The sequence below is a fragment of the Bradyrhizobium sp. CCBAU 53421 genome, from assembly GCF_015291625.1.
Classification (GTDB): domain Bacteria; phylum Pseudomonadota; class Alphaproteobacteria; order Rhizobiales; family Xanthobacteraceae; genus Bradyrhizobium.
Map to the genome: position 1 here is coordinate 8365764 of NZ_CP030047.1, position 25750 is coordinate 8391513.

The window sequence follows — 25750 nt, forward strand, 5'->3', positions numbered from 1 at the left end:
TCGCGCGTCATTGCCGGGCCGGGCCCGGCGATCCTGGTTTGGGCATGATCTTCGCGCGAACGCCTTAAGTTGGTCGCGCGGGAAAACCGATTTCCAATTTTCCGGACCATGCGGCTAGACAAGACTCTGTTACGATAGGAGATGGATGCGCGGGTCCCGGCTACGCCAAGGCTTCGCCGAGGCCCTCGCATCCAGGCCCGCCGGAGCTTTAGCAGGGGCGGCAAGCCCGCGCATGACTAGCCAATGCAGATCCCGCAATGCTGATCCATCTCGAAACCCAGGCCGACCTCGACGAGGCCATCCACAGACTGGTCGACCAGGATCGACGGCTGCGCCCGATCCTCGAACTGACCGGCATGCCGGCCATCCGGCAGCGCGAGCCGGGGTTTGCGGGTCTTGCCGCGATCATCTGCGGGCAGCAGCTGTCGACCGCGAGTGCTGCCGCGATCTGGGGCCGCGTCAGCAAGGCATTCGATCCGTTCCACCACGATGTGATCCGCAAGGCGCGCGCCGACCGGCTCGGCCGGCTCGGGCTCTCCGCGGCCAAGATCAAGACGCTGAAGCACATCGCGCGCGAGCTCGCCGAGGAGCGGCTGAACCTCGACGTGCTCGCCAACGAAGAGGCCGATGCCGCGCACAACACGCTGACCGCGCTGCCCGGGATCGGCCCGTGGACCGCCGACGTCTATCTCCTGTTCTGCCTCGGCCATGGCGATGCGTGGCCGGCGGGCGACCTCGCCGTCCAGGAGGCGGTCAAGGTCGGGCTGGGGCTGAAGGAGCGCCCGACGCCGAGGCAGATGGCACCGCTTGCCGAGCCGTGGCGCCCGATGCGCGGCGCGGCCGCGCATCTGTGGTGGGCCTATTATCGCGTGCTCAGGAATCGCGAAGGCGTGATCGCCGGCGCAAAGTAGGGTACGAAAAAACACTTGCCGTGTGATCGCGCGATATATCATGAGTAGACCAATACTTTTTCAATTTGCCGGCCTCGCGCATTGACGACGCCCAGCACATCCTTCCCGCAAGGAGGACGGACCTGGTTTCGCTTCGCACCCCGCTGACGCTTCTCCTGATATCCCTGGGGGCCATCGCCGCGGCGTGGTGGTGGCTGGGCATCCCGGTCGGCTTGCCGCGCGCACCGATCGATCCAAACGATAAAGTTCAGTGCATCTCCTACGCCCCGTTCCGCAACAATCAGACATCGCTTGCTCCCGCGACGCAGGTCACGCCGGAACAGATCGCGGAAGACCTCGCGCAACTTGCGAAGATATCGCACTGCATCCGCACCTACGCGACCGATCTCGGTCTCGACCAGATTCCCGGGCTCGCAGCCAAGGCGGGGCTGAAAGTCATTCAGGGCATATTCCTCGATCGGGACCGAAAGAAGAATGCGACACAGGTCGAAACGGCGATACGCCTCGCCAAGCAATATCCGGACACGATCATTGCACTCGTGGTCGGCAACGAGGTGCTGCTGCGCAAGGAAATGTCGCCGTCCGACCTTGCCGCAATGATCCGCTCGATCAAGGCACAGGTCAGCGTCCCCGTCACCTATGCCGACGTCTGGGAGTTCTGGCTGAGCAATCGCGAACTTTCCGACGCCGTCGACTTCATCACGATTCACATCCTGCCATACTGGGAGAATATCCCGATCCCCGCGGAACGTGCCGCCGCTCACGCCGACGAGATGCGCCGGCAGATCGCGGCGGTCTTTCCCGGCAAGGAAATCTTTATCGGAGAAGTAGGTTGGCCGAGCGAAGGGCGCATGCGCGAATCCGCGCTGCCGTCGCGCGTCAATCAGGCGCGGGTGGTCTCGGAAGTGCTCGACCTTGCCCGGCGCGAGCATTTCCGCGTCAACCTGTTCGAGGCGTACGATGAAGGATGGAAGCGGGAGATCGAGGGCACGGTCGGCGGATCCTGGGGCCTGTTCGATTCAGAAGAGCGCACGCTGAAATATCCGGCTGGGGTGCCGATCAGCAATTTTCCGTTCTGGAAACTGCAGATGGGCAGCGGAATGGCGCTAGCGATCCTGGTGTTCGGCGCGGCATGGCTGACCTTGCGCCGCAAGCCGAGGGAGCCAAAGGAAGCAAGGCTCGTGTCATGGCTTGCGGTCGCGCTCTCTGCGACCACAGCCGGAATCCTGTTCGGGATCGCTGCGCAACGACTGGTCTATGAAAGTTACGGAACCGAAGGCTGGCTTGTGTGGGGCTCGCTCCTGGCGGCGGCAACGGCGTCGCCCGTGTTCGGCGCCAATGCCCTGGTGTCGGGTCGCGCACCGCCAAGCTTTGCCGAATTGCTGGGCCCGAAGGGCTACCACACTGAATCGATGCTGGTGACGATGCACGGATTGGCCTTGATGGTCACCGCCGTGATCGGCACGGCGACGGCACTCGGCCTGATCTTCGACCCGCGCTTCATCGATTTTCCGTTCGCGCCCCTCACGATGGCGGCAGTGCCTTTTGCAGCCATGACGCTGCTCAATCCTCCGGGGAAGGGAAACCGCCCTCTGGCGGAATCGATGTTTGCCGGCATTTTCCTTGCAGCGGCAATCTACACAGGGCTCAACGAAGGGCCGGAGAACTGGCAGGCGCTGTGGACTTGCGCTGCCTTCATGTTGCTCGCGGCAACGCTATGGCGGGCCCGCGCCTGAAAACTTCTTGGTTCGGCGCGTTTTCTTCACGCGAACCGGTGTCCGCTTCGCTTGAAAACGCTCTGGTTTCTATCCGCGCAGCCTGATGCGGTCCTCGCGCGCGCAATCGGTGACGAAGCCGATGACGGCGCGCACCGAGGGAAGCTCGACCAGGTCGGGATGGGCGAGCAGCCAGAGATCGGAGAGGCTCGACAGCTTTTGCGGAGCGACCCGCACCAGATCGGGATAGTCGGCCCCGACCAGACAGGACAGTGCGCAAATCCCGAGCCCGGCCCGCGCCGCCGCCAGCATGTCGCCCTGCGAGGAGCAGCGCATCACCAGCGTGCCTTGCCGCGTGATGAAATCGCTCCACCGCGCGAGGCGCACATTCGAGGCCTGGTCGGCAAACCCGATCACGCTGTGCCCCCGCCACTCGTCCGGCCGCTCCGGCAGCTTGCGCCCGGCCGCATAACCGCGTGACGCATAGAAGCCGGCGCCGAGCCGTCCGATCCTGCGCCCGATCAGGTTCTCGTCCCCGGCATCGACCGGCCGCAGCACCACGTCGGCCTCGCGCCGCCGCACGCTCGCCGGAAACGGGTGGGTGATGATCTCGAGCTGGATGTTGGCGTGATCGCGCAGGAACGGTCCGAGCCGCGGCATCAGCCAATGCGCCGCCAGCGTCGCGCCGATCGACAGCTTCACGACGCCGCGGGCCTGCTCGCCGGTGGCGGACGCGGCCGCCTCTGCGCGCAAGGCGGCCGCCGCCATCACCTCGGTGTGCTCGCGGAATTTGCGGCCGTGCGACGTCAGCGACAGGCCGTCGTTGGAACGGGCGAACAGGCGGGTCCCGAGCTGCTTCTCGAGCGCCGCGACGTTGCGGCCGACGGTCGGATGGCTGATGCGCAGCCGCCGCGCCGCGCCGGCGAAGCTGCGCGTCTCCGCGACCGCGACGAACGTCTTGCAAAGCTCCCAGTCCATGCCGCCCGCCTGTGCCTGTTCATTTTTGGCAAATTGGCTGTTCAATATTGAACGTCATAACGCAGCCGTCCAGCCCTATATTGCCGCGCCAAGGGAGCCGACGCTCCAGCCATCACAACAAATCGCGATCCGCCCCGGCACCCGGCCGGGCGGTACGCATGGAGGATCCGAACAATGTCGCTGCCCGCTTCGCTCGCCAACAGGCTTGACCTGCCGGTCGTCGGCTCCCCGCTGTTCATCGTCTCGGGGCCGGAGCTCGTGATCGCGCAGTGCAAGGCGGGCATCGTCGGCTCATTCCCGGCGCTCAACGCCCGCCCGGTCGAGAAGCTCGACGAGTGGCTGACGCGGATCGAGAACGAGCTCGGCGAGTACCAGGCGCTGCATCCGGAGAAGAAGGTCGCGCCCTACGCGGTCAACCAGATCTGCCACGCCTCCAACGACCGCCTGATGCACGACATGGAAACCTGCGTGAAGCACAAGGTGCCGATCATCATCACCTCGCTGCGCCCGCCGTCCGAGATCGTCGAGGCCGCGCATTCCTACGGCGGCGTCGTGTTCCACGACGTCATCAACGTGAAGCACGCCCGCAAGGCCGCCGAGCAGGGCGTCGACGGATTGATACTGGTCTGCGCCGGCGCGGGCGGCCACGCCGGCACGCTGTCGCCGTTCGCGCTGGTGCGCGAGGTCAAGCAGTGGTTCAAGGGCACAATCCTGCTGTCGGGCGCGATCTCCGACGGCTGGAGCATCGCGTCCGCACTCGCGCTCGGCGCCGACCTCGCTTATGTAGGCACGCGCTTCATCGCGACCGAGGAAGCCAATGCCGACATCAGGTACAAGCAGGCGCTGACCGAATACGCCGCGCACGACATCGTCTATTCGAACCTGTTCACGGGCGTGCACGGCAACTATCTCGGACCGTCGATCGCAGCGGCGGGCCTCGATCCGGCCAACCTGCCCGTCGCCGACAAGTCGAAGATGAATTTCGGCTCCGGCGGCAACACCAAGGCCAAGGCCTGGCGCGACATCTGGGGCTCGGGCCAGGGCATCGGCCAGATCACCGACGCCCCGCCGGTCGCCGAGCTGGTGGCGCGGCTGAAAGCGGAGTTTAATGAGGCCCGCAACGATTTCGTCCGTGCCAGCGCCTGACTTGGACGCCGCCTGGAGAAGTGCAGCATGATCATCAGCGGCGACAGACAGATCAGCTACAGCGATATTCACGCCCGCATTGCGCGGGCCGCAACTGGCTTCCGCGCGCTTGGCGTTCAGGGCGGCAAGCCGGTCGGCATGATGCTGCGCAACGATTTCGCGCTGTTCGAGGTGGTCGCAGCCTCGGCCGCGCTCGGCAGCCCGGTGGTGCCGATCAACTGGCATCTGAAGGCCGACGAGGTCGCCTACATCCTGTCCGACAGTGGCGCCAACACGCTGGTCTGCCACGCCGACCTGCTGCCGCAGATCCGCGACGGGTTGCCGCCGGCGATCAAGCTCCTGGTGGTGACGACGCCGCCGGAGATCGCCGCGGCCTATGGCGTGGCGCCGGAGAACACGCGGGTGCCCGACGGCATGACCGATTGGGACATCTGGCGTGACACGCATCAACCGCTGACCGACGCCCCGATCGGGGCAGCGCCAATGTTCTATACATCGGGCACCACCGGCTTGCCGAAGGGCGTCCAGCGCAAGCCGCTGCCGCTCGCGCAGCAGGCCGCCGCCGCGCGCATCAGCACCATTACCTTCGGCATCAGGCCGGACGACGGCCAGGTGATCCTGATGAACGGGCCGATGTACCATTCGGCCCCGCACTCCTATGGGATGTTCGCGTTCCGCAACGGCTGCACCGTCGTGCTGGAGCCGCGCTTCGATCCCGAGGACCTGCTGCAACTCACCGAACGCCACCGCGTCACCCACATGCACATGGTGCCGACCATGTTCGTGCGCCTGTTGCGGCTGCCGGAGGAGGCGCGGCGCCGCTACGACCTGTCCTCGCTACGCTTCATCGTGCATGGCGCGGCGCCCTGCCCGGTCGAGGTCAAGCGCGCGATGATCGAGTGGTGGGGATTGGTGATCAACGAATATCTCGGCGCCACCGAGACCGGCATCCCGGTCTGGCATACGGCGGCGGAAGCGCTGGCCAAGCCCGGCACCGTAGGCCGCGCCATCGAGGGCGGCATCGTCAAGGTGTTCCGGCCGGACGGCACGCCTTGCGACGTCGGCGAGCCCGGCGAGATCTTCATGCGCCAGACGTTGATATCGGATTTCGACTATCACGGTAACGCCAAGGCGCGCGCCGAGGCCGATCGCGACGGCCTCGTCAGCGTCGGCGACGTCGGCTATCTCGACGCGGACGGCTATCTGTTCCTGTGCGACCGCAAGCGCGACATGGTGATCTCGGGCGGCGTCAATATCTACCCCGCCGAAATCGAGAATACCCTGATCGGCATGGAAGGCGTCCGTGACTGCGCGGTGTTCGGCGTTCCCGACGACGAATATGGCGAGCGGCTGTTCGCCTGCGTCGAGCCGGAAGCCGGTAGCACGCTGTCGGTCGCCGCGATCCAGGAATTCCTCCGCGGCAAGCTCGCCAATTTCAAGGTGCCGAAGGACATCCGCTTCATGGATGCGCTGCCGCGCGAGGCGACCGGCAAGATCTTCAAGCGCAAGCTGCGCGACCTCTACCGCGAAGGTCAGCTTCGCTGAACCGGGTGACGGTGAAGCCGAACGGCGTTTGAAACTTAGTTGCTGTTGCAAAAGGCCGGCGATCGACGCAACGATGCCGGCGCATCCCCAGCCCGGATCATCGCCATGAACTCGACCGACTTCATCGTCATCCGCAACGACCTGCAGCAATGCAAGGTGATCGAGACGCAGCTGCCCGACGCCGCGGCCCTGCCGGCCGACGCGCTGCTGGTGAAAGTGACCCGCTTCGCCTTCACCGCCAACAACATCACCTACGCCGTGATCGGCGAGCAGCTGAAATACTGGCAGCTGTTCCCGGCGCCCGACGGCTACGGCATCATCCCGGTGTGGGGTTTTGGCGAGGTGCTGGCGTCGAAACATCCCACGATCGCAGCCGGCGAAACGCTGTTCGGCTATTTCCCGATGGCGACCCATCTCGTGATCGAGGCGGCCGACGTCAGCAAGCGCGGTCTGCGCGATGCGGCCGCGCACCGGCAGGAGGTCTCGCCGGTCTACAATGCCTATGCCCGCGTCTCCGGCGATCCGACCTATGCCGGCCGGCAGGGCGACTTCCGCGCGCTGCTGCTGCCGCTGTTCATGCTGTCGTTCCTGGTCGATGACGCCCTCGCCGAGAATGAATTCTACGGCGCGCGCCGCGTCATCCTGTCGTCGGCCTCGAGCAAGACCGCGTTCGGGCTCGCCCACCTGCTGCACAAACGAGGTATCCGGGTGATCGGGCTGACCTCGAAGGGCAATGTCGATTTCGTCAGCTCGCTCGGCTGCTATGACGAGGTCGTCACCTATGACCAGGTCAGCGCGATCCCGGCGGCCGAGCCTGTCGCCTATGTCGACATGGCCGGCAACAGCGCGCTGCGCGAGAGCCTGCACCGGCACTTCGGCGCGCAGATGGTCTATTCCGGCCGGGTCGGGCTCACGCATCGTGCGAGCGAGCCGGACGAGCCGACGCTGCCCGGCGCCAAGCCGGTGTGGTTCTTCGCGCCGGACCAGATCCGCAGGCGCGCCAAGGAATGGGGGCCCGGCGGCATCGACCAGCGTTTCGGCGCCGCCTGGACCGAGCTCGTGCCGCATCTGCCCGATTGGCTCGATGTCGTCGAACGGCGCGGCCCGGCCGCGGTGCGCGAGGCCTATCTCGATACCCTGCAGGGCCGCGTTCCGCCGGATCAAGGCCTGATCCTGTCGCTGGCCGAATAGGCGCTATCCCGTCACGCCCTTTCTGCGGCCTTGCCAATGGGTATAGGCTCGACGCCAAGGGAACGCCGCCAAGAAAACCTCACCAAGGCGGCCGATGACGAGAAACGCTCAATGCTCGACAAGACGGACGATATTTCGGTCGCCGCCGACAATTGGCTTGTGCAGTTCGAGGATGCGCTGGCGGGTCCCGACGATGTGCTGCTGAAGCCGCTGGTCCACCCCGAGAGCTACTGGCGCGACGTGCTGGCGCTGAGCTGGAACATCCAGACCGTCAACCGCGCCTTTGCCATCGTCGAGGAACTGCCCGCGCACGCGCGCCGCAGCACGCCGCATGACTTCCGCATCGATGCCGAGCGCGCGCCGCCCCGCCGGGTGATGCGCGCCGGCACCCATGCGATCGAGGCGATCTTCAAGTTCGAGACTGCCGTCGGCCGCGGCCACGGCATCGTGCGGCTGATCCCTGACGCCGCCGACGGCGATCGACTGAAGGCCTGGACGCTGCTGACGGCGCTCGAGGAATTGAAGGGCTTTGAGGAGCAGCAGGGCCACACGCGGCCGCGCGGCCAAGCTTACTCGCGCGACTTCCGCGGACCCAACTGGCTCGACTTGCGCAAGGCATCCGCCGAATATGGCGACCGCGATCCCGACGTGCTCGTGGTCGGCGGCGGACAGGCCGGGCTGGCGATCGCCGCGCGGCTCAAGCAGCTCAAGATCGACGCACTGATCGTCGACCGCGAGGCCCGGGTCGGCGACAATTGGCGCAAGCGTTACCACGCGCTGACCCTGCACAACCAGGTGCAGGTCAATCATTTGCCCTACATGCCGTTCCCGCCGAACTGGCCGACCTACATCCCCAAGGACAAGCTCGCCAACTGGTTCGAATCCTATGTCGATGCCATGGAGCTGAACTTCTGGACCGGCACGGAATTCGTCGGGGGCAGCTATGACGAGGCCAAGGGACGCTGGACCGTCGAGCTGCGCCGCGCCGACGGCACGACGCAGACAATGCAGCCGCGCCATGTCGTGATGGCGACCGGCGTCAGCGGCATTCCGAGCTTGCCTGATATCCCGTCGCTGGAGAGTTTCTCCGGCAAGGTGCTGCATTCCAGTGGCTATGAGGACGGCGAACATTGGGCCGGCAAGCGCGCGCTTGTCATCGGCACCGGCAACAGCGGCCACGACATCGCACAGGACCTGCATTCATCCGGCGCCGAGGTCACGCTGGTGCAGCGTTCTTCGACGCTGGTTACCAATATCGAGCCGTCGGCGCAGCTGGCCTATGCCGCCTACAATGATGGCTCGCTCGAGGACAATGATCTGATCGCGACCTCGATGCCGCTCGCGCTCGCCAAGCGCAGCCATGTGCTGATGACGGAGCAGTCGAAAGAGCTCGACAAGCCGCTGCTCGACGGCCTCGCGCGCAAGGGCTTCAAGCTCGATTTCGGCGACGGCGGCACCGGCTGGCAGTTCAAGTACCTGACCCGCGGCGGCGGCTACTACTTCAACGTCGGCTGCTCCGACCTCGTCGCCAGCGGCGCGATCGCTCTGAAGCAATTTGCCGATATCGACACCTTCGTGAGCGAAGGCGCGCGACTGAAGAATGGCGAGACGGTTACCGCCGACCTGATCGTGCTCGCGACCGGCTACCGGCCGCAGGAAGAACTGGTGAAGAGGCTGTTCGGGGAAGCCATGGCTGCGCGCGTCGGCCCGATCTGGGGTTTTGGCGACGGCCAGGAGCTGCGCAACATGTACACCCGCACGCCGCAGCCCGGCCTGTGGTTCATCGCCGGCAGCCTCGCGCAATGCCGCATCAACTCGCGCTATCTGGCGCTGCAGATCAAGGCGATCGAGGCAGGCCTGTTACCGCGCAATGTCGGGCCGGTGGCGAAGCTTTCGTAGAAAACTTACCGGCGTTCCGGGACGCGAAGCGAACCCGGAACCTCGAGATTCCGGGTTCGATGCTGCGCATCGCCCCGGAATGACGACCTTGGGGGACATTACATGCCAACCATCCTCGGCACCGGCGACCATCGCTACCGCGTGGTGGAAAACTTCGCAAAACTCCCCGACGGCTGGAGCCTGACTGATGTCGCCTCCGTCGCAGTCGACAGCAGGGATCGCGTCTATGTGTTCAACCGTGGCGAACATCCGATGGTGGTGCTCGACCGCGAAGGAAACTTCATCCGGAGCTGGGGCGAAGGCGTGTTCGCGCGCGCCCATGGCCTGCACATCGATGCTGACGACAATCTCTATTGCACCGACGACGGCGACCACACCGTGCGCAAGTGCTCGACCGACGGCAAGGTGCTGCTGACGATCGGTATCCCGAACAAACCCGCGCCTTTCATGAGCGGCGAGCCGTTCCATCGCTGCACCCATACCGCGCTGTCGCCGCAGGGTGAGATCTACGTCTCCGATGGCTACGGCAATGCCTGTGTCCACAAATACACGCCGGACGGCACGCTGATCAAAACCTGGGGCGAGCCGGGCACCGATCCCGGCCAGTTCAACATCGTGCACAACATCGCAACCGACGCCGACGGCTGGGTCTATGTCGCCGACCGCGAGAATCATCGCGTCCAGGTGTTCGACGGCAACGGCCGATACGAGACGCAGTGGAACAACCTGCACCGGCCTTGCGCGCTGTGCTGCTGCTCCGGCGGCAAGCAACCGAACTTCGTGATCGGCGAGCTCGGCCCCGGCATGGCCGTGAACCGCAGGGTGCCCAATCTCGGCCCGCGGCTGTCGATCGTAGATGGCACCGGCAAGCGCATCGCCCGGCTCGGCGGCGAGCACGGCCCGGGCGTCGAGACCGGCAAATTCCTGGCGCCGCATGGCATCGCGCTGGACTCGCGCGGCGACATCTATGTCGGCGAAGTCGGCGTCACCGACTGGAAGACCAGCTTTCCCGACACCGAGATGCCGGCCGCCGTGCGGGTGACGCGGTGTTTGCAGAAGCTGGAGCGGGTGATGGGGTAACCGCGCTGTATTGAAGCAGAGCGCCTACTATCACCGTCACCCTGAGGTGGCCGCTTCTTCAGCGGCCCTCGAAGGGTCGACGGCCCGGCCGGTGGCCGTGCATCCTTCGAGACGCCGCTTCGCGGCTCCTCAGGATGACGGGTCGAACAGTGCGCGCCCGCGTAATCAAACCTCTCCGATCACCTCGCGGCGGCGCTGCTCGGATTCTTCCGCATAGCGCCGCATCGCGTGCGCTTCGGTGAGCAGGCCGATCGGCCGCCGGTCGCCGTCGCCTTCGACCACGGCAAGCGATTCCGCTTCGGCGGCGTCGAACACCGCGATTGCCTCCTGCACGTTCATGCCGGGATGCAGCACCACGTCGGCGTAGCGCAGGATGGCCGCAAGGCCCTTGTCGGCCTCGAGATCGGGCGCGTGCGCTTCCGCGACCAGCGCGAGCCCGGCATAACGCCCCTCGCCGTCGACCGCGACGACCTGGGTCTTCGAGCCGGGCGGGAATTCCTCGCGGAACGTCTCGATCGGCATTGCGGCGTTCACCGTCGTCATGTCCTGCCGCATCATCTTGCCGACCGTGAGATCGCGGATCCAGCCGATATCGGCGGCACTGCGGATGGTCTCGCCGCGCAGATGCAGCCGCCAGGTCGCGAACGAGTAGCCGAACAGCTCGCGCGTGATCGTGGTCGAGATGATGACCGCGACCAGCACCGCGGTGGTGAGCCAGAGATTGCCGGTGGATTCCAGCGCGATGAACGACATCGTCAATGGACCGCCGATCACCGAGGCCGACAGCGCGCTCATGCCGATGACAGCATAGGCGTTGGGATCGAGATTGAGCCCAGGCCACACGATGTCGACGCCGGCCGCGAACAGCCGGCCGCCGAGCGCGCCCATGAACAGCGTGGCGAAGAACAATCCGCCGCGGAAACCCGAACCCAGCGACACGATCGAGGCCACCGCCTTCAGCACGAACACGCCGGCGATGATGGTCAGTGGCATCGCCACGATGCCGGCGAAGCGCAGCGCGCCATGGCCCGACGACATCACCTGCGGCGTCAGCAGCGCCATCGCGCCGACCGCGAGCCCGCCGAGCGCCGGCCGCAGCGGCTGCCATAGCCGGGTCTTGGTGAGCAGCGCCTCGCACAGCGTCACCCCGCGCATGATCGCGATTCCGGTCAGCGCCGCGACCATGCCGAGCAGCGTGGCGATGGCAAGATCCCGCCCCAGTACGTCGCCGACAGTTCCGACGCCGACGCCAAGCGGTAGCGGCTCGAAGGCATGGGCGACGAAATAGCCAGTCACCGCCGCCACGCCGACCGGGGTCAGGCTCGCCGGCGTGTAGCCGCCGATCACAAGTTCGAAAGCGTAGAACGCACCGGCGAGCGGCGCGCTGAAGGCCCCCGCGATCGCCGCCGCGGCGCCGCAGCCGACCATGATTCGCTGGTCGTTGCGGCGGAGATGAAAACCGCGGCCGAGCGAGGCCGCGAGGCCGCTGGACAGCTGGGTATAGCCGGCCTCGAGCCCGACCGAGCCGCCGACGCCGCTCGACCAGATCGTCTGCAGCGCCACGATCACGCTGCCGCGGAACGACATCCGGCCGCCATAAAGCGCGTTGGCCTCGATCGGGTCGATTTCCCGGGCCGGCCGGACCCGAAGCAGCAGCAGGAACGCCACTCCAAGCACCAGTCCGCCAACCGTGGGAACCACGAGGGCGCGCGCGGGGTCGATGCTCGGCTGGCTCGACAGCCGTTCTCCCAGCGGCAGATTGAACAGCACCGAATGCAGCACCGTCACGAGGCCGCTCATGACCGCCACCACGAGGCCGCCAATGGCGCCAATCAGCACCGCCAGCACCACGAGGCTGGTCTCGTGCGCACGCACGAATGCGCGCAACCGGCGCGGCGCCTCGATATAGCTTGTGGTCGTCGTCATCGGCAGGGTCCGTCACTGGCCGACAGGGCCTTTGCGGCTCCCTTTACGGGCCTCGCGGGCGGGAGGCAATCGGGGCAGGAACATGGCAGGGCATGGCGGATAAGCCGCTCATTGCTCTTCACAATCCCGTCACGCTGCCTGTAGTATGTGAGTGCGTGCTGCTTCGCAGCTAATGGGAGTCAGGAGCGTTATTTGAACGCACATGTCTCGCAAGGCGGTTGGCCGGTGCTGGTCTTGAATGCGGACTTCCGGCCGCTGAGTTATTACCCGCTGTCGCTCTGGTCCTGGCAGGACGCGATCAAGGCGGTGTTCCTCGATCGTGTCAACATCGTCGAATATTACGACCGCGCGGTACGAAGTCCTTCCTTCGAAATCCAGTTGCCCAGCGTCGTATCCCTGAAATCCTTCGTCAAGCCGACCACCCACCCCGCCTTCACCCGGTTCAACGTTTTCCTTCGCGACCGATTCAGCTGCCAATATTGCCTGTCGGCCGACGACCTCACCTTCGATCACATCATTCCGCGCAGCAAGGGTGGCCAGACCACCTGGGAGAACGTCGTCGCCGCCTGCTCGCCCTGCAATCTGCGCAAGGGCAATTTGACGCCGCAGCAGGCCAAGATGTTTCCGAAGCAGACGCCGTACGCCCCAACCGTGCATCAGCTCCACCGCAACGGCCGGCTGTTCCCGCCGAACTATCTGCACGAGAGCTGGCTCGACTATCTCTACTGGGATACGGAGCTCGATCCGTAGCGCGGCGCTGCAGCAGCCGTATGCGTGGCGGCAGCCGCAGTTCGTAGCTATGCCGGCTGCTTGGTGAGGGCCGCCTCGCCCTCATCGCGTCCGGGAACGCTGACGTGGACCTCGTGACCCAGCCTGATTGCCAGCGCAGCGGCAGCCGCCGCCGACTCGAATGCAGCTTCCTTGGTGGCGTATCCGGCATTGAGATTGCCGTCGTGCAGGACGCCCCACTCCTCGCCGGCTGGAATTACCGCATATTGAGCCAATCCCATCATCTCCTCCTTGCGCGAACAGTGCAGCGCATCCGCGCGCCTTCGAATGAGGCCTCAACAATGCCCTCGGAGCGAGGTTCCTAAGCCGACCCGGTTCGGCTGCGACACAATTAGGAACGAAGCTGCATCGGCCGCGTCGGACTATGTTGTTACAAGCAGGACGCCAACCATGGTCCGAGAAGGTCCCGCTGAGCCAGCTCCGGCAAGTACCGCGGAGACAACGCAGGCGATACGGGCGCGTCCCTACGGGATGATGATCACGTCTGCGATCATCGCACTCGTGATCGCCGTCCTGGCTTACACGCTGACGCGATAGCTAGCGGTCACGCGCGAGGGCACGTCTCGAGCAAAGGCTCCGGGATCGTGCGGTCTGTCGCCATGCGTATCGCGGCATGCGCGTTGCGCAGAAATCAATCATCCATGGCTTCGTTCCGCGTTTCTGCGCGTTCATGGAACATGCCCGATCGCAAAGCGACGTCTTCTGCGCCTGCACACGTTGGCCCCTGCTCGCCGTGAACTTCCTCATGGCAGACATGCAGTCGCGGATTGGGCCGTTCGTCGGGGTTTTCCTCCAGTTGCACGGCTGAACCAGCGGCTTGATCGGGACGGCGCTCACGTTCGGTAGTGTCGCGGGCATGCTGATCACGACGCCGATCAGCGGCTGCATCGATACGACCGACCACAAGCGCGCCTGGGTGATCGTGCCTGGTGTCGCCGTCGTAGCGGCGTCGATCGTCATCCTGATGTCGCAAAGCTTCTGGGCCGTCGCCCTGTCCTAGGTTGCGGCATGCAGTACGGCTACGTGACGGTCTTCCTTCTCGCCGCCTTGTTTGGCGCGATCACGATCGCTTGCGTCCTGATGATTCCGGGGGAGTCTGTCGGTCGCAAGCTGGATCATCTTCCGATCGACCGTGCAGAAATACTGACGGCCTCTCACGCGTGATCGCATCTGCGTGATCATCCACGCCTTCGATGCAATATGGTTGTATCCTATTAGTTTGTATCCTATCTAATTTGCATGGCTCCGTCGCAATCCCATATCCACGCCGAGATCGGCCGCCTGATCACCAGGCTTGGCCGGATCTGGCGTCGCGAGTCGGATCAGGCGCTGTCCGATCACGGCCTGTCCTACGCGACGGCGATCCCGCTGCTGGTGCTGTCGCGGCAGGGGGAGAACGTCCGGCAGGGCGTGCTCGCCGACGAACTGGGGATCGAGGGACCTTCGCTGGTGCGGCTGATCGATCTGCTGCAGTCCGAAGGCCTGGTCGAGCGTCGTGAGGATCCGACCGACCGGCGCGCCAAGACGCTGCATCTCACCGCGGCCGGCGAAGCCAAGGTCGAGGAGACCAACCGGGTGCTGCGCCGGGTGCGGGCCAGCGTGCTCAAGGATATCGGCAGCGAGGAGCTTGCGGTAACCTTCGAGACGCTGCAGCGCATCGACGAGCGAGCGAGCCGCCTGCACGACGCCAAGGCCGCTCCAGCCAAGACTGCTCCAGCCAAGACCACGCCAGAGGCGAAATAGTCATGCGCGCGGAAGAGCCGTTCCTGGTCCGCCACGCGGATCTGATCTTCGCGTTGAAGACGTTCGCCGCGTCGATGCTGGCGCTGGTCATCGCACTGGCGATCGATCTGCCGCGGCCCTATTGGGCGATGGCGACGGTCTATATCACGTCGCAGCCGCTGGCCGGCGCGACCAGCTCGAAGGCGTTCTTCCGCGTGATCGGCACCCTGGTCGGCGCGAGCATGACGGTCGCCCTGGTGCCGAACCTGATCAACGCGCCGGAGCTGCTGTGCCTCGCGATCGCGCTCTGGGTCGGACTCTGCCTCTACCTTTCGCTGCTCGACGGCACGCCGCGCAGCTATGTCTTCATGCTGGGCGGCTACACCGTCGCACTGATCGGCTTTCCGTCGGTGGCCGACCCCGGCAGCATCTTCGATGTCGCGCTGGCGCGGGTCGAGGAGATCTCGCTCGGCATCATCTGTGCGAGCCTGGTGTCGACCGTGGTGTTTCCGCGCAGCGTCGCGCCGGCGGTCGGCGGCCGCGTCGGGAGCTGGCTGTCGGATGCGCGCCGGCTGTCCCGCGACGTGCTGCTCGATCACGGGACCAGCGAGACGCGAAGGGCGCAGCGGCTTCGCCTTGCGACCGACATCGTCGAGATCGATACGCTGGCGACCCATGTCGCCTATGACCGGCTCGCCGAAATCGGCACCGTGCGCGGCCTCGGCGAGATCCGGCTGCGCATGCTGATGCTGTTGCCGATCATCACGTCGATCGAAGACCGGCTCGCCGCGCTCGGCGAAGCGGCGCTGCAAAGGCAGCCGGAGCTGCGGCACCTGATCAGCGATCTCGCCGCCTGGATCATCGACGACGATCGCCAACGGCAATCCGGCGACGAGATCCGCGCTGCGATCGCCGAGCGGCAGTCTGCCCTCGACGGCCTCGCGCCGCGGGAGCGCATCATCACGATCAGCCTGCTGCTCCGGCTCCGCGAGCTGGTCGACATCTCGGCCGACTGCCGCGCAATCGGCGATGCGATTGCCGCGGGCCGGGATATCTCCAGCGTGCCGCTGGCATTCCACCCGGAATCCGGGGCCGCGCCGGTCCGTCATCGCGACCACGGCATGGCGCTGTGGTCGGCCGCGGGGGCGGCGGTCGCCATCCTGATCTGCTGCGGCCTGTGGATTGCGACCGGCTGGGCCGACGGCGCCTCGGCGCCGATGATGGCCGCGGTCGCCTGCTCCTTCTTCGCCGCGCAGGATGAGCCGGCGCGCAGCATCCGGGCCTTCGGCCTGTTTTCGCTGGTCGCGATCGTCGTCGTCGCGATCTATCAGTTCGCGCTGGTGCCGGGCATCTCCCATGTCGAGGTGCTGATCGCCGCGCTGGCGCCGACCTTCCTGACGTACGGCTTCCTGATCGCGCGGCCCAAAACCGCGCCGATCGGCATGGCGCTCGCCGCCAACACCGCGACGCTGCTGGCGCTGCAATCGACCTACAGCGCGGATTTTGCCAGCTTTGCCAACACGTCGGTCGCCTTCTTCCTCGGCGTCGTCATCGCCGAGATCGTGACGCGGATCGCGCGCGGCGTCGGCGCCGAATGGATCGCCAAGCGGCTGATGACGTCGGGCTGGCAGACGCTCGCGGTCGCAGCCGAGCGGCGCGGCCACGGCGACCGCGCGCAGTTTGCCGGCCTGATGCTGCATCGGCTCGGCCTCCTGGTGCAGCGCATCGCCTTCATCTCCGAAAGCGACCGCCGCGATGCCGACAGCCTGGTCCAGCTGCGCATCGGGCTCAACATCATCGACCTCAGGCGGGCCCGCTACGGCCTCGCCGCATCGACCGTGCGTACAATCGACGACATGCTGGACGACCTCGCGGCCGCGTTTCGCGCCCATGCCGACGAGGCGATGCCGGCCGAATTGCTGTCATGCGTCGATGCGGCGGTGACCGCGGTGGTCAAGGATCCCAATGAGCGCGCGCGGGACGATGCATTGCTTGGCCTCGTCGGCATCCGCCGTGGCCTGTTTCCGGATGCACCTGCGTATCGATCGCAGCCCGAGGAGAGTTTTGCTGCATGAGATATGAGCTCGACATCTACGGTGTCCTGGTCCCGGCGCTGCTGCTGTGGCTGATCGTTGCCTACGCGCTGAGCGCGGTGGTGAGCCGGATCATGCAGCGCTTCGGGCTCTACCGGCTGGTCTGGCACCGCGCGCTGTTCAATTTCGCCCTGTATGTATGCCTGCTGGGCATGGTCGTCTATCTTTCGGAGTTTTTGCCATGAAGGGGAATTTCGCCTGGCTCGGCCGGGTTGCGCTGACCGCGGTCGCGCTCGTTGCCGCGCTTGCCGTCGGCCGCGCGCTCTGGGCCTACTATATGGAGTCGCCGTGGACTCGTGACGGCAGGGTCCGCGCCGATGTGGTTCAGGTCGCTCCCGACGTATCCGGATTCGTCACCGACGTGCTGGTCAAGGACAATCAACAGGTGCATCGCGGCGATATCCTGTTCCGGATCGATCGCGCCCGCTTTGCCCTGGCGTTGCAGCAGGCCGACGCGGCGGTCGCCGGCCATCGCGCGACGCTGGATCAGGCCGACGCCGACCTCAAACGCTACAGCGCGCTGACCACCGATGCGGTGTCGCAGCAGAAGCAGGAGCAGGTTCTGGCCACGCAGCTTCAGGCCAAGGCCGCCTATGACCAGTCGGTCGCCGATCGCGCGGTGGCGCAGCTCAACCTCGATCGCAGCGAGGTGCATGCATCTGTCAACGGCACCATCACCAATATGGACCTGCGGCCCGGCGCCTACGTTACCGCGGGCAAGGGCGTCATGGCGCTGGTCGACACCGATACGCTGCATGTCGAGGGCTATTTCGAGGAGACCAAGCTCGCGCGCATTCGCGTCGGCGACAAGGCGCAGGTCCGGCTGATGGGCGAGCCGGTCCGGCTCACCGGACACGTCGAGAGCATTGCGGCCGGCATCGCGGACCGCGACCGCACGGACGGCGCGAACCTGCTCGCAAACGTCAATCCGACCTTCAGCTGGGTCCGGCTCGCACAGCGTGTCCCGGTGCGCATCACGCTCGATCACCTGCCGGATCGCATCGCACTGGTCGCCGGCCGCTCGGCAACGGTCGAGATCATGGACTAGTGCACGCCGTAGCGGGTGAAGTCGTCGCCGATGCTGCCCTGGATCGCCTTGGCCGCCGCGATATCGACATTGCCACCGGCCTTGTCGCCCTGCTTCAGCTTCGCCAGCCCGCGTCCATAGAGCGCGCTTGCCAGCTTCGGGTCGATGCGAAGAGCCGAGCTATAGTCGTCGATGGCTGCGCCAAGCTCGCCGGTCTTCAGATAGATCAGGCCGCGCGAGTCAAAGGTAGCAGCGTTGGCCGACCCCGATTGCAGCGCCTTGTTGCAGTCTTGCAGCGCCTCCTGCAACGCGCCAAGAATGGCGCGGCTCCAGCAGCGTCCGTTCCACACGCCGTCCAGGTTCGGCTCGAGGCGAATGGCCTGATCGTAGTCTTTCACGGCGCGGGTATAATCATTCTTCTTCAGGTAGGCACCGGCGCGGTTGGCAAAGGCTTCGCCGTAATTCGGGTTGAGCTTGATGGCCTCATCGAACGCGTCGGTCGCGCGATCGTAGTCGCGCTTCCTGAAATAGGCCACGCCGCGGTTGTTGAACGGCTTGGTGTAGGTCGGATTGAGCTCGATGGATCGATCGAAATCCTGGATGGCGCGGTCATAGTCTGCCTTGGCGGCGTAGGCATTGCCGCGGTTGTTGTAGGCGATCGCAAGGCCGGCCGGCGTCATGTCCTGACCCGCATCGATCAAGGCCGTACAGGCACCAATGCGTGCGTCGACCTGCGCGTGATCGAGGCCGCTGCACAGCTCGATGTTCCGCAGGTAGTTGCTCTTTTGCTTCGGGTTCTGCGCGCCCGCCGGCGATGCGAGCAACAGCAGGATGAACAGCGCCGCACGGCCGCCGCTGCCCCCGGAAGCTGCGCGAGGCTTCATATCGGGCTCCGGTTTTGACGACGCCGCGTCACTGGTTTCCATGAATGGCCGCTCAAGGCCGACGCCCTGCTCGCCTAGCACCCTCGACAAACATTCGGATTGAACCTGTGGTGGGTGTTTTGCTCGGGCTGCGGCGCCATGCGTGTCGCGGGCTTCCTGAGCAGCTTGCTCTTGCCCTCTTCCACAAGCGTCGCGAACCTGACCGTTCCATCGTCGGAGATTTCGATGCGCGGCGTGGTGCCTCGAATTCCCATCGTCGCGGCGGGCGTGTCGATCTTCATGTCACCGGTCTTCGCGACGTTGCCGGCAACGAAGGTGAAGGTGCCATTGGCCAGCTTGAACAAGGTCGAATTCGACTTGCCGTTCGGGTCGTATACAAACTCGGTCAGGGTCATCTTGGCATTGCTCGACAGATTGAACGAGGTACCATCGGTGAAGTTGATCCCGACGCGTCCATCGACTCCGGTCTGCACAACATCGCCCAAATAGACGGGGTCGCCAACCTGCGTCTGAGGCAGTTTGTCGGGCAGCCCTGCTTGAACGACGACTGCACTCTCATGCTCGATCGTGACCGAACCGGTCGCCGTTACGACTCTCCCGATGAATTTCAAGGGAGAGTTCTGGACTGCGGGCTGCGCCGGCTCGGTTTGCGCCTGCACCTGGCCGGGTGCAAGAGTTGCGAGCGCCAGGACAAAGCCCGCAAGCAATTGAACAAGCAAATGGATGCGCACGATCCCCCTCCTTTGAGAAGATTTCGTCGTGTCGCAGCGCGATGGTAACCGGACCGTCGGGCCGAGACCGCAGGACCTTGAGTGCCAAATGAGTTGCCGCAGTCAGACCTAAGCACCTGACACAGTTAGACTAAAAATTAATAAGTGGACAATTTGCTTGGTAACTATACTATTAATCTCGTGGGGCTGCACGCGCGATAAAGGACAGCTGTTCTGCCATTTTCGTAAGGCTCCGCGCAGTACTGGAATTCGATTTTCACTACCGAATTTAGTTTCAATCAGGACGTTTCGGCGGGCAAGCCTATGGCTGTTGACGCGAGGATTTTTCACCTCGCGGCGAGCCAAACCAAAAAACTGCGGCAACCACGTTCCGTCTGAATTGCTCAGCAGGCGAAAAGCCAATGTTAGTTGCGTCCGGCGTCGAGTTCGGGGGCGTGTGCGTGGCCGCTTTGGGCCAGCCGCCACGATTGATCGGCAACATTCAGACGGCGATTGGCTGCGGCACTATCAGGCGTGCAAGCGGCATCGCGGTTCGAGGCGCGATTGGCGATCCCGTTCGCGACGGCGACGTCATCGAGGTCGCAGCTGGCGGGCGGATCGAGATACGCTTGATCGATGGCAGGGTGCTCGACGTGCCAGGCGGCACCTGCCTTGAGCTAAATGGGTGCGCGCAGGACCCCGGCGACATCGCGCAACCGGGCCTGCTCGCGAAGACCAGGGGCATCTTCCGTTCCATTGGCAGTTGGCTGGCGAGGTCGGGCACTCCGACAACGGCCCCGTCGGTGGGCAACATTCGAGCGGGCGGCTTCGGCACGCTGTCGCTCACCGCGCTGACCTTCTCGCTCCTGGAGGACGCCCGGGCTGCGGAGCCGAACGTCACGTTCCTGGACGACGACAGCATCAGCTACAAGGACCTCCACCACGGCGTGTTTGAGCTCGTGACCAAGGAGGCAATCCCTCGGCACATCATTGTCGAGGATCCCGGCGAGACGATCGTCCTGAGCAAAAGAGGGTCCTCTGTCGGCGTAAGCCATGTCACGAATTCTCCTGCGCACATGGAGGAGTTGCGGGAGGCCCAACAGGAGGCGCTTGCCAATTTCGAGAAGGGAGCAGGATCAAAAGGGTCCGGCATGCCCGCCCTCGAAGGGTCGCCGTTGCTGCAACCGATCAATTTTCAGCCTGGCGCGCCGCCACTGACGCAAGATCCGCTCGCGCCCGTGCCGGAGGTTATCTTCGCCACCATTCAGACCTTCAAGCCACCGCCGGTGCCACCGAGCCTGAACCTCGGAGCAGGGATCGCAGAAATCGACACGGCGAAATTTGACAACTTCAGTGCAGCGAGCGGGACTTTTTCTGCGAGCAGCAAGAACGGTGCAGTGACATTCGGCATCGGCGGAGGAATTGCAGGCAACGTGGTGCTGGGCCAGTTGACCTACGACGTGTCGAGCACTGGACAGTTTGGCACGCTCTACCTCAACAGCGCGACGGGAAACTACACATTCGTTCCGAACAATGCCGCGATCAACGCGCTGAAGGTCAACTCGAGCCAAAGCTTCGTTATCACCGTATCGGATGGCACGCTCGCGACGAGTGAGAGCTTCAACATCACCATCGTCGGGGTCGATGATGCCTCCATCATCTCCGGAGCCAAGGCTGGCGCGGTGGTGGGGGCAGTCGGTGTCAGCGGAGCCTCGCCCGGTCTGCTCATCGCGACCGGCACGCTCACCGATACCGATGTCGACGACCCCGCCAACACCTTCACCGCGGTGAACGTGCCGACGGCAAGCACGGGCGGGCATGGCACATTCACACTAACGACGGCCGGCGTGTGGACCTATACGCTCAACAACGCCGACGGCTCCGTGCAAGCCCTCCATGTCGGCGACACGCTGACCGACAGCTTCACGGTGACCACGATCGGTGGAACGCCGCAGGTGGTGACAATCACCATCCACGGCCCGCTGATCGAGGCCAGAACGGCGCCGTCCCTGACGCTGAGCGAGACGCATCTGACAGCGACGGCGCTGGACGACCACATCGCCGGCTCGGCACCGGACGCCGCGTTGACGACGACCTCTGGCGAGTTCTCGGCGGCATTCGTTACCGAAGCGGGTCTGGCAGTCAGCTACGCGCTGACGATCACCGGCGGCAACGGTGCAGCGTCCGGGCTGATCGACTCGCACACCGGCCTCTCCGACGTGCTGGTTCTGAACGGTAACACCATCGAAGGCCATGTCGGCACAGCAAGCGGCACGCTCGCATTCACCATCACGGTCGATCCGGCCACGGGCCGCGTGACCTTCGTCGACCAGCGCGCGGTGGAACAATCGTCCGACACCAGCCCGGACAGCGGCGAAGCGATCGCGCTGGGGACGGGCATTGTAAACCTGATAGCGACGGTGACGAACAGCGACGGCCAGTACCAGGATATAAGCATCGATCTCGGCAAGCAGCTGACGATCACCGACGATGGCCCGAGCATCAAGGCGAACGCAACGACCCCGTCGCTGACGCTGAGCGAGACGCATCTGACGGCAACTGCGCTGGACGACCACATCGCGGGCTCGGCACCGTGCGCGGCGCTGACGACGATTTCGGCTGATTTCTCGACGGCATTCACTTCGGTACAAGGCGCCGATGGCGCGACGACCCACTATGCCCTGATGATCAACGGAGGTAACAGCACTCCGTCCGGTCTGACCGACTCACATACCGGCCTCGCCGACGTGCTGGTTCTGCACGGCAACACCATTGAAGGCCATGTTGGCACGGCAAGCGGGGAGCTGGCATTCACCATCGCGGTTGATCCGGCCACGGGAAGCGTCACCTTCACCGAGTATCGCGCGGTGACGCATCCGTCCTGCACCAGCGCCGACGAAGCCGTGTCGCTCACCTCCGGCATCGTAGACCTCGTTGCCACCATCACCGACAAGGACGGCGACTTCCAGAGCGCGTCGATCGATCTCGGCAAGCAACTGACGATCACGGACGACAGTCCGACGATTTGCAACTTTTCAAAGATTTGCGTCGCCGACCAGGACAATCAGTTCGCGACCGGTACTTACGATGTCAATTTCGGCGCTGACGGTGACGCCGCGATGCTCGTTGCCATCCATAATGGTGCAGTTGGCAACACAGGATTCGATCTGGCGGCGTCGCACCTGGCCGACGGCAATACCGCGGTGCACGTCACTGGAAATGGCGACAACTTCACCTTCTACTATTCAACCCACGAGGTGGGCGGCGGCGTCGAACTGGACGCCTATCGTGCGGATTGCGGCGGCACCCTCACCGATCCGTATTTCAAGCTGCTGATCGATCCGCACGGAACCTTTTGCTTCAATCTCGAGAACGTCGATCTGCTCAAGGACGTCACCGCGACCGGCTCCGATTTCGGCGCCCCGGGCGACGCGAAGCCGTCACTGACCGCTGCGGACGGACAACTCGTTATCACCGGTTCTGATAGCTGCGGCCATCCCCTCGACGTAAAGTCGTCGAGCAGCGGGATTGCGGTCGGCGATTGCGGGCTGCAGATGGACCCCGACGAGCAGTTGAACCTCGCGTTCTCCGAGAAGCAGTCGCAAGTCGGTTTCACCCTCGCTCACTGGCAGGGTTGCGGCGCAGCGAACGTGACCTTCAAGGTCCTTGATGGCTGCGCCGATGTCCACGATTTCAACATCTGCGTTCCGAAGCCACCCGATGGCTGCACCGGAATAGTGGTGAAGGAAACCTCGAATGCTTCGCTGATCAATACCTACACATTTGACAATACGACGTTGACCTACACGCTCTACGTCGGAAAGGAGTTCAATCAGGTCGAGGTTGACTACGATCATGCGGCAGGCGGCAACGCCACCTTCACGGTCAACAACATCGCCTATACCGAGAAGACGACCATCCCGGGCACCGATCTGCTGTTCGATGTGTCCGCCATCGACAAGGACGGCGATGCGGCCACGGCCATCCTTCCGGTCGATATTCAGGACCTCAAGACCTGGACGTCTGCCCCGACATTCGCACCCAGCCCGGCAAGCGTTGCGATGGCCGGCAGCATTCTGTCAGACCCGGTTACACACGTGCAGCACGATCTGATCATGTAAGGGCCCTGAAGCCTGGTGGAGGTCCTGGCCCGTGTCAGTTGTTGACGCGGGCCAGGATTGTTTCTCGCGTCAGTGCCAGCCTTCGCCAGCCTTCAGCGCCGCCGAGAGGCTGCGCACCGGGCGCGTCACCAGCGGATCGAGATCGAAGCGCTTTTCGAGCAGCCGGAGGATCGACGTGGTGTCGAAGTCCTCGTGCGCGACGCCCGACTTGTTGAAGCGCTTGGCAATCAGCAGCGCCGGAATGCGGGTGCCCGGCCCCCACTGGTCCGCAGCACGGGCTTCGGCACCACGACGGTTGTGCGGCGGGGGCGGAACGTGGTCCCACTGCCCACCGAACTCGTCATAGGTGATGATGATCAGGGTGTCCTTGCCATCCGGCCCTTCGACGATCGCCTTGACGAGATCGACGAGATGCTGGCTGCCTTCGGATTCGCTGGTGTAGCCCGGATGCTCGTTCTCCTCGCCGATCGGCTTGACGAAGCTGACCTGCTTCAGCCGGCCGTTCTTGGCCGCCTGGATGAATTCCGCCTCGTCCTTCAGGTGATCCCTGCGGGCCTGCGTTCCCGGCGCGTAGCTGGCGAAGTAGTTGAGCGCCTGATGGTGGTACTGGAAGTCCACGTCGGGGCAGTTCGGGAACACCGCCGTCGAGACGTGGTTCGGATCGGTGCAGGTCGTGCCGTTGCCGTTGGTCCAGCCGGACGCGCCGACATCGCCATTGGCGTTCGACCAGCCGCCCGAATACCAGGCCCAGTCGATATGCTTGGCCGACAGCCGATCGCCGATGTTCGGCGTGTGCAGCGGCGGCAGGCGCTTGATGTCCGAAGTGCCCGGTGAGTAGGGCTGATAGGTCGGCTGCGTGGTGTTGACCGCATAGTCGCCGCAGGCGAGGCCGGCCGGCAGACCGGGCTGGTTGCATTTCGCCGTCAGCTGCGCGTCCTTCACGGTCGAGAGCGGCGTATAGAGCGGCGTGCTGGTCGGCATGCCGTTCGCATCAACGATCGCGTGGAAGTCATTGGCGCTGCCGTCGTTCAAGGCACCGACGAACTGCGGCGCCGCGGCCGCGACCAGGAACTGGTGGTTGAGGAACGAACCGCCGAAGGCGCCTTGGAAAAAGCTGTCGGCGATCACATAGTTCGGCGCGCCGTGGCCGTGCAGGTAGGTGTAGATGGGCAGCTTCTTGGTATCGTAGTAGCCCATGACAAGACCCGCAGCGTCGCTGCCGGTCATGTAGCGGTTCTGCCGGCCGCCATTGAGCTGGTACTGCTCGCTGTAGAAGCGGTGCACGATGTCCGCGGTGCAGCCGCCGGGCGCGCCGGTGCCGTTGAGGAAGCCGTGCGCCGCGAAAGCGCCGAGCGGCTTCGGACAGGTGGTCGCCGAGGTCGGGATGAAGTCGTTGATCTCGAACGGCTTGTTCTTGAAGGCGCTGAGGATCGCGACCGAGCCCGTATTGTCGGTGCAGGTGGTGGGCTGCGGCGACGGCGAGGTCAGGTTGACGTCATTCTGCAACAGGCAGGCGTAGGCGGTCTGGTTGTCCTGCCGGACCTGCAGCGTATGCGCCTGATCGGCGTCGGAGGTGCCGTTGATCCGGTCACGGCCGACATCGCCCCAGTGTCCGTAGAGGTTATCGAAGCTGTGGTTCTCCTGGTAGATGACGACGACGTGCTTGTACTGGTGCACGCCTTCATGACCGCGATCGCGCAGGTCACGCAGCTCGTCCCTGACCTCGTGCTTGAACTCATCAACGATCTTTTCGACCAAATTCTCGGCGTTTGCCACCGGCGAGATGGCAACGGCGCCAGCAACAACTGCGAGCGCCGGAATGGCTCCCCAAAGCCGCATAGTGCTCTCCTGATTTCAGAAAGAAATAGAAATGGAGTTACACGCTATGCAAAACACATTTCGCTGGAATGACTGTTTTTCGACGCGAGCACAAACGCGTGAAAAGATGCGCGGGTGCCGACAAGTTTTCGTTCTCTCACATGCAAGTCGGTCTGTGTTTCGTTGATCGATCGT

General features: G+C 64.6%; 21 protein-coding genes. 15 read left to right on the forward strand and 6 right to left on the reverse strand.

The genetic code is table 11. From position 1 onward, the window contains the following. The first annotated feature begins 257 nt into the window (after positions 1 to 257). Entirely contained in the window at positions 258 to 911 is a 654-nt protein-coding gene (locus tag XH92_RS38755) for a DNA-3-methyladenine glycosylase (RefSeq protein WP_194456733.1), read from the forward strand. A 164-nt stretch (positions 912 to 1075) separates the two neighbouring features. Next, complete coding sequence (locus tag XH92_RS38760) at positions 1076 to 2647, forward strand: glycosyl hydrolase family 17 protein (RefSeq protein WP_194461637.1); 1572 nt, start codon at positions 1076 to 1078, stop codon at positions 2645 to 2647. A gap of 69 nt (positions 2648 to 2716) precedes the next feature. On the opposite strand, the gene XH92_RS38765 is transcribed toward XH92_RS38760, so the two are convergent. Next, entirely contained in the window at positions 2717 to 3604 is an 888-nt protein-coding gene (locus XH92_RS38765) for a LysR family transcriptional regulator (RefSeq protein ID WP_194456734.1), read from the reverse strand. 174 nt (positions 3605 to 3778) lie between these two features. Between XH92_RS38765 and XH92_RS38770 the strand changes: the two genes are divergently transcribed. From XH92_RS38770 to XH92_RS38790, 5 genes are all read left to right on the forward strand, one after another. Next, positions 3779 to 4750 carry a nitronate monooxygenase family protein gene (locus XH92_RS38770; protein WP_194456735.1) on the forward strand — a complete coding sequence of 324 codons (972 nt, stop codon included), beginning with the start codon at positions 3779 to 3781 and terminating at the stop codon, positions 4748 to 4750. A 27-nt stretch (positions 4751 to 4777) separates the two neighbouring features. Further along, on the forward strand, positions 4778 to 6295 hold the full coding sequence (locus XH92_RS38775; protein WP_194456736.1) for an acyl-CoA synthetase: 1518 nt from the start codon (positions 4778 to 4780) through the stop codon (positions 6293 to 6295). A 105-nt stretch (positions 6296 to 6400) separates the two neighbouring features. Beyond that, positions 6401 to 7486, forward strand: a complete 1086-nt coding sequence (locus XH92_RS38780; RefSeq protein ID WP_194456737.1) for a DUF2855 family protein — start codon at positions 6401 to 6403, stop codon at positions 7484 to 7486. Between the two features lie 111 nt (positions 7487 to 7597). Then, positions 7598 to 9385 carry an NAD(P)/FAD-dependent oxidoreductase gene (locus XH92_RS38785; protein WP_194456738.1) on the forward strand — a complete coding sequence of 596 codons (1788 nt, stop codon included), beginning with the start codon at positions 7598 to 7600 and terminating at the stop codon, positions 9383 to 9385. A gap of 102 nt (positions 9386 to 9487) precedes the next feature. Then, positions 9488 to 10465 carry a peptidyl-alpha-hydroxyglycine alpha-amidating lyase family protein gene (locus XH92_RS38790; RefSeq protein ID WP_194456739.1) on the forward strand — a complete coding sequence of 326 codons (978 nt, stop codon included), beginning with the start codon at positions 9488 to 9490 and terminating at the stop codon, positions 10463 to 10465. Between the two features lie 165 nt (positions 10466 to 10630). Here the strand turns inward: XH92_RS38790 and XH92_RS38795 are convergent, their stop codons facing one another. Further along, positions 10631 to 12391 carry a chloride channel protein gene (locus XH92_RS38795; RefSeq protein WP_194456740.1) on the reverse strand — a complete coding sequence of 587 codons (1761 nt, stop codon included), beginning with the start codon at positions 12389 to 12391 and terminating at the stop codon, positions 10631 to 10633. Between the two features lie 192 nt (positions 12392 to 12583). On the opposite strand from XH92_RS38795, the gene XH92_RS38800 reads away from it, so the two are divergent. Beyond that, positions 12584 to 13141 carry an HNH endonuclease gene (locus XH92_RS38800; RefSeq protein ID WP_139486795.1) on the forward strand — a complete coding sequence of 186 codons (558 nt, stop codon included), beginning with the start codon at positions 12584 to 12586 and terminating at the stop codon, positions 13139 to 13141. Between the two features lie 47 nt (positions 13142 to 13188). Here the strand turns inward: XH92_RS38800 and XH92_RS38805 are convergent, their stop codons facing one another. After that, a complete protein-coding gene (locus XH92_RS38805; RefSeq protein ID WP_163157583.1) occupies positions 13189 to 13401 on the reverse strand; it encodes a hypothetical protein in 213 nt (70 codons plus the stop codon). Positions 13402 to 14036: 635 nt separating this feature from the next. Between XH92_RS38805 and XH92_RS38810 the strand changes: the two genes are divergently transcribed. From XH92_RS38810 to XH92_RS38835, 6 genes are all read left to right on the forward strand, one after another. Next, on the forward strand, positions 14037 to 14180 hold the full coding sequence (locus XH92_RS38810; protein WP_194456741.1) for a hypothetical protein: 144 nt from the start codon (positions 14037 to 14039) through the stop codon (positions 14178 to 14180). An 8-nt stretch (positions 14181 to 14188) separates the two neighbouring features. Next, positions 14189 to 14344, forward strand: coding sequence for a hypothetical protein (locus XH92_RS38815; RefSeq protein WP_194456742.1), 156 nt, complete (start codon positions 14189 to 14191; stop codon positions 14342 to 14344). A gap of 75 nt (positions 14345 to 14419) precedes the next feature. Beyond that, positions 14420 to 14923, forward strand: a complete 504-nt coding sequence (locus XH92_RS38820; protein WP_194456743.1) for a MarR family winged helix-turn-helix transcriptional regulator — start codon at positions 14420 to 14422, stop codon at positions 14921 to 14923. A 2-nt stretch (positions 14924 to 14925) separates the two neighbouring features. Then, a complete protein-coding gene (locus XH92_RS38825) occupies positions 14926 to 16977 on the forward strand; it encodes an FUSC family protein (protein ID WP_194456744.1) in 2052 nt (683 codons plus the stop codon). Then, on the forward strand, positions 16974 to 17180 hold the full coding sequence (locus tag XH92_RS38830) for a DUF1656 domain-containing protein (protein ID WP_194456745.1): 207 nt from the start codon (positions 16974 to 16976) through the stop codon (positions 17178 to 17180). Before XH92_RS38825 ends, XH92_RS38830 begins: the two co-directional genes overlap by 4 nt. Beyond that, a complete protein-coding gene (locus tag XH92_RS38835; RefSeq protein WP_194456746.1) occupies positions 17177 to 18043 on the forward strand; it encodes an HlyD family secretion protein in 867 nt (288 codons plus the stop codon). The genes XH92_RS38830 and XH92_RS38835 overlap by 4 nt, the downstream gene beginning before the upstream one ends. Here the strand turns inward: XH92_RS38835 and XH92_RS38840 are convergent. After that, the gene (locus XH92_RS38840) at positions 18040 to 18906 is read right to left on the reverse strand and encodes a tetratricopeptide repeat protein (protein ID WP_194456747.1); all 867 of its coding nucleotides are present in this window, start codon (positions 18904 to 18906) and stop codon (positions 18040 to 18042) included. The genes XH92_RS38835 and XH92_RS38840 overlap by 4 nt on opposite strands. Positions 18907 to 18980: 74 nt before the next feature. Continuing rightward, complete coding sequence (locus XH92_RS38845; protein ID WP_194456748.1) at positions 18981 to 19637, reverse strand: FecR domain-containing protein; 657 nt, start codon at positions 19635 to 19637, stop codon at positions 18981 to 18983. 401 nt (positions 19638 to 20038) lie between these two features. Here XH92_RS38845 and XH92_RS38850 point away from each other — a divergent pair, with 401 nt between their 5' ends. After that, entirely contained in the window at positions 20039 to 23737 is a 3699-nt protein-coding gene (locus XH92_RS38850; RefSeq protein WP_194456749.1) for a DUF5801 repeats-in-toxin domain-containing protein, read from the forward strand. Between the two features lie 69 nt (positions 23738 to 23806). Here XH92_RS38850 and XH92_RS38855 read toward each other — a convergent pair whose 3' ends face one another. After that, positions 23807 to 25576 (reverse strand): alkaline phosphatase family protein, encoded by a 1770-nt coding sequence (locus XH92_RS38855; protein WP_194456750.1) that lies wholly within the window; start codon positions 25574 to 25576, stop codon positions 23807 to 23809. Between the last annotated feature and the right edge of the window lie 174 nt (positions 25577 to 25750).

Coding starts and splice junctions, on each gene's coding strand:
- XH92_RS38755 (WP_194456733.1), top strand. CDS start 258: ATGCTGATCCATCTCGAAACCCAGGCCGACCTCGACGAGGCCATCCAC.
- XH92_RS38765 (WP_194456734.1), bottom strand. CDS start 3,604: ATGGACTGGGAGCTTTGCAAGACGTTCGTCGCGGTCGCGGAGACGCGC.
- XH92_RS38770 (WP_194456735.1), top strand. CDS start 3,779: ATGTCGCTGCCCGCTTCGCTCGCCAACAGGCTTGACCTGCCGGTCGTC.
- XH92_RS38775 (WP_194456736.1), top strand. CDS start 4,778: ATGATCATCAGCGGCGACAGACAGATCAGCTACAGCGATATTCACGCC.
- XH92_RS38780 (WP_194456737.1), top strand. CDS start 6,401: ATGAACTCGACCGACTTCATCGTCATCCGCAACGACCTGCAGCAATGC.
- XH92_RS38785 (WP_194456738.1), top strand. CDS start 7,598: ATGCTCGACAAGACGGACGATATTTCGGTCGCCGCCGACAATTGGCTT.
- XH92_RS38790 (WP_194456739.1), top strand. CDS start 9,488: ATGCCAACCATCCTCGGCACCGGCGACCATCGCTACCGCGTGGTGGAA.
- XH92_RS38795 (WP_194456740.1), bottom strand. CDS start 12,391: ATGACGACGACCACAAGCTATATCGAGGCGCCGCGCCGGTTGCGCGCA.
- XH92_RS38805 (WP_163157583.1), bottom strand. CDS start 13,401: ATGGGATTGGCTCAATATGCGGTAATTCCAGCCGGCGAGGAGTGGGGC.
- XH92_RS38810 (WP_194456741.1), top strand. CDS start 14,037: ATGCTGATCACGACGCCGATCAGCGGCTGCATCGATACGACCGACCAC.
- XH92_RS38815 (WP_194456742.1), top strand. CDS start 14,189: ATGCAGTACGGCTACGTGACGGTCTTCCTTCTCGCCGCCTTGTTTGGC.
- XH92_RS38820 (WP_194456743.1), top strand. CDS start 14,420: ATGGCTCCGTCGCAATCCCATATCCACGCCGAGATCGGCCGCCTGATC.
- XH92_RS38825 (WP_194456744.1), top strand. CDS start 14,926: ATGCGCGCGGAAGAGCCGTTCCTGGTCCGCCACGCGGATCTGATCTTC.
- XH92_RS38830 (WP_194456745.1), top strand. CDS start 16,974: ATGAGATATGAGCTCGACATCTACGGTGTCCTGGTCCCGGCGCTGCTG.
- XH92_RS38835 (WP_194456746.1), top strand. CDS start 17,177: ATGAAGGGGAATTTCGCCTGGCTCGGCCGGGTTGCGCTGACCGCGGTC.
- XH92_RS38840 (WP_194456747.1), bottom strand. CDS start 18,906: ATGAAGCCTCGCGCAGCTTCCGGGGGCAGCGGCGGCCGTGCGGCGCTG.
- XH92_RS38850 (WP_194456749.1), top strand. CDS start 20,039: ATGTTAGTTGCGTCCGGCGTCGAGTTCGGGGGCGTGTGCGTGGCCGCT.
- XH92_RS38855 (WP_194456750.1), bottom strand. CDS start 25,576: ATGCGGCTTTGGGGAGCCATTCCGGCGCTCGCAGTTGTTGCTGGCGCC.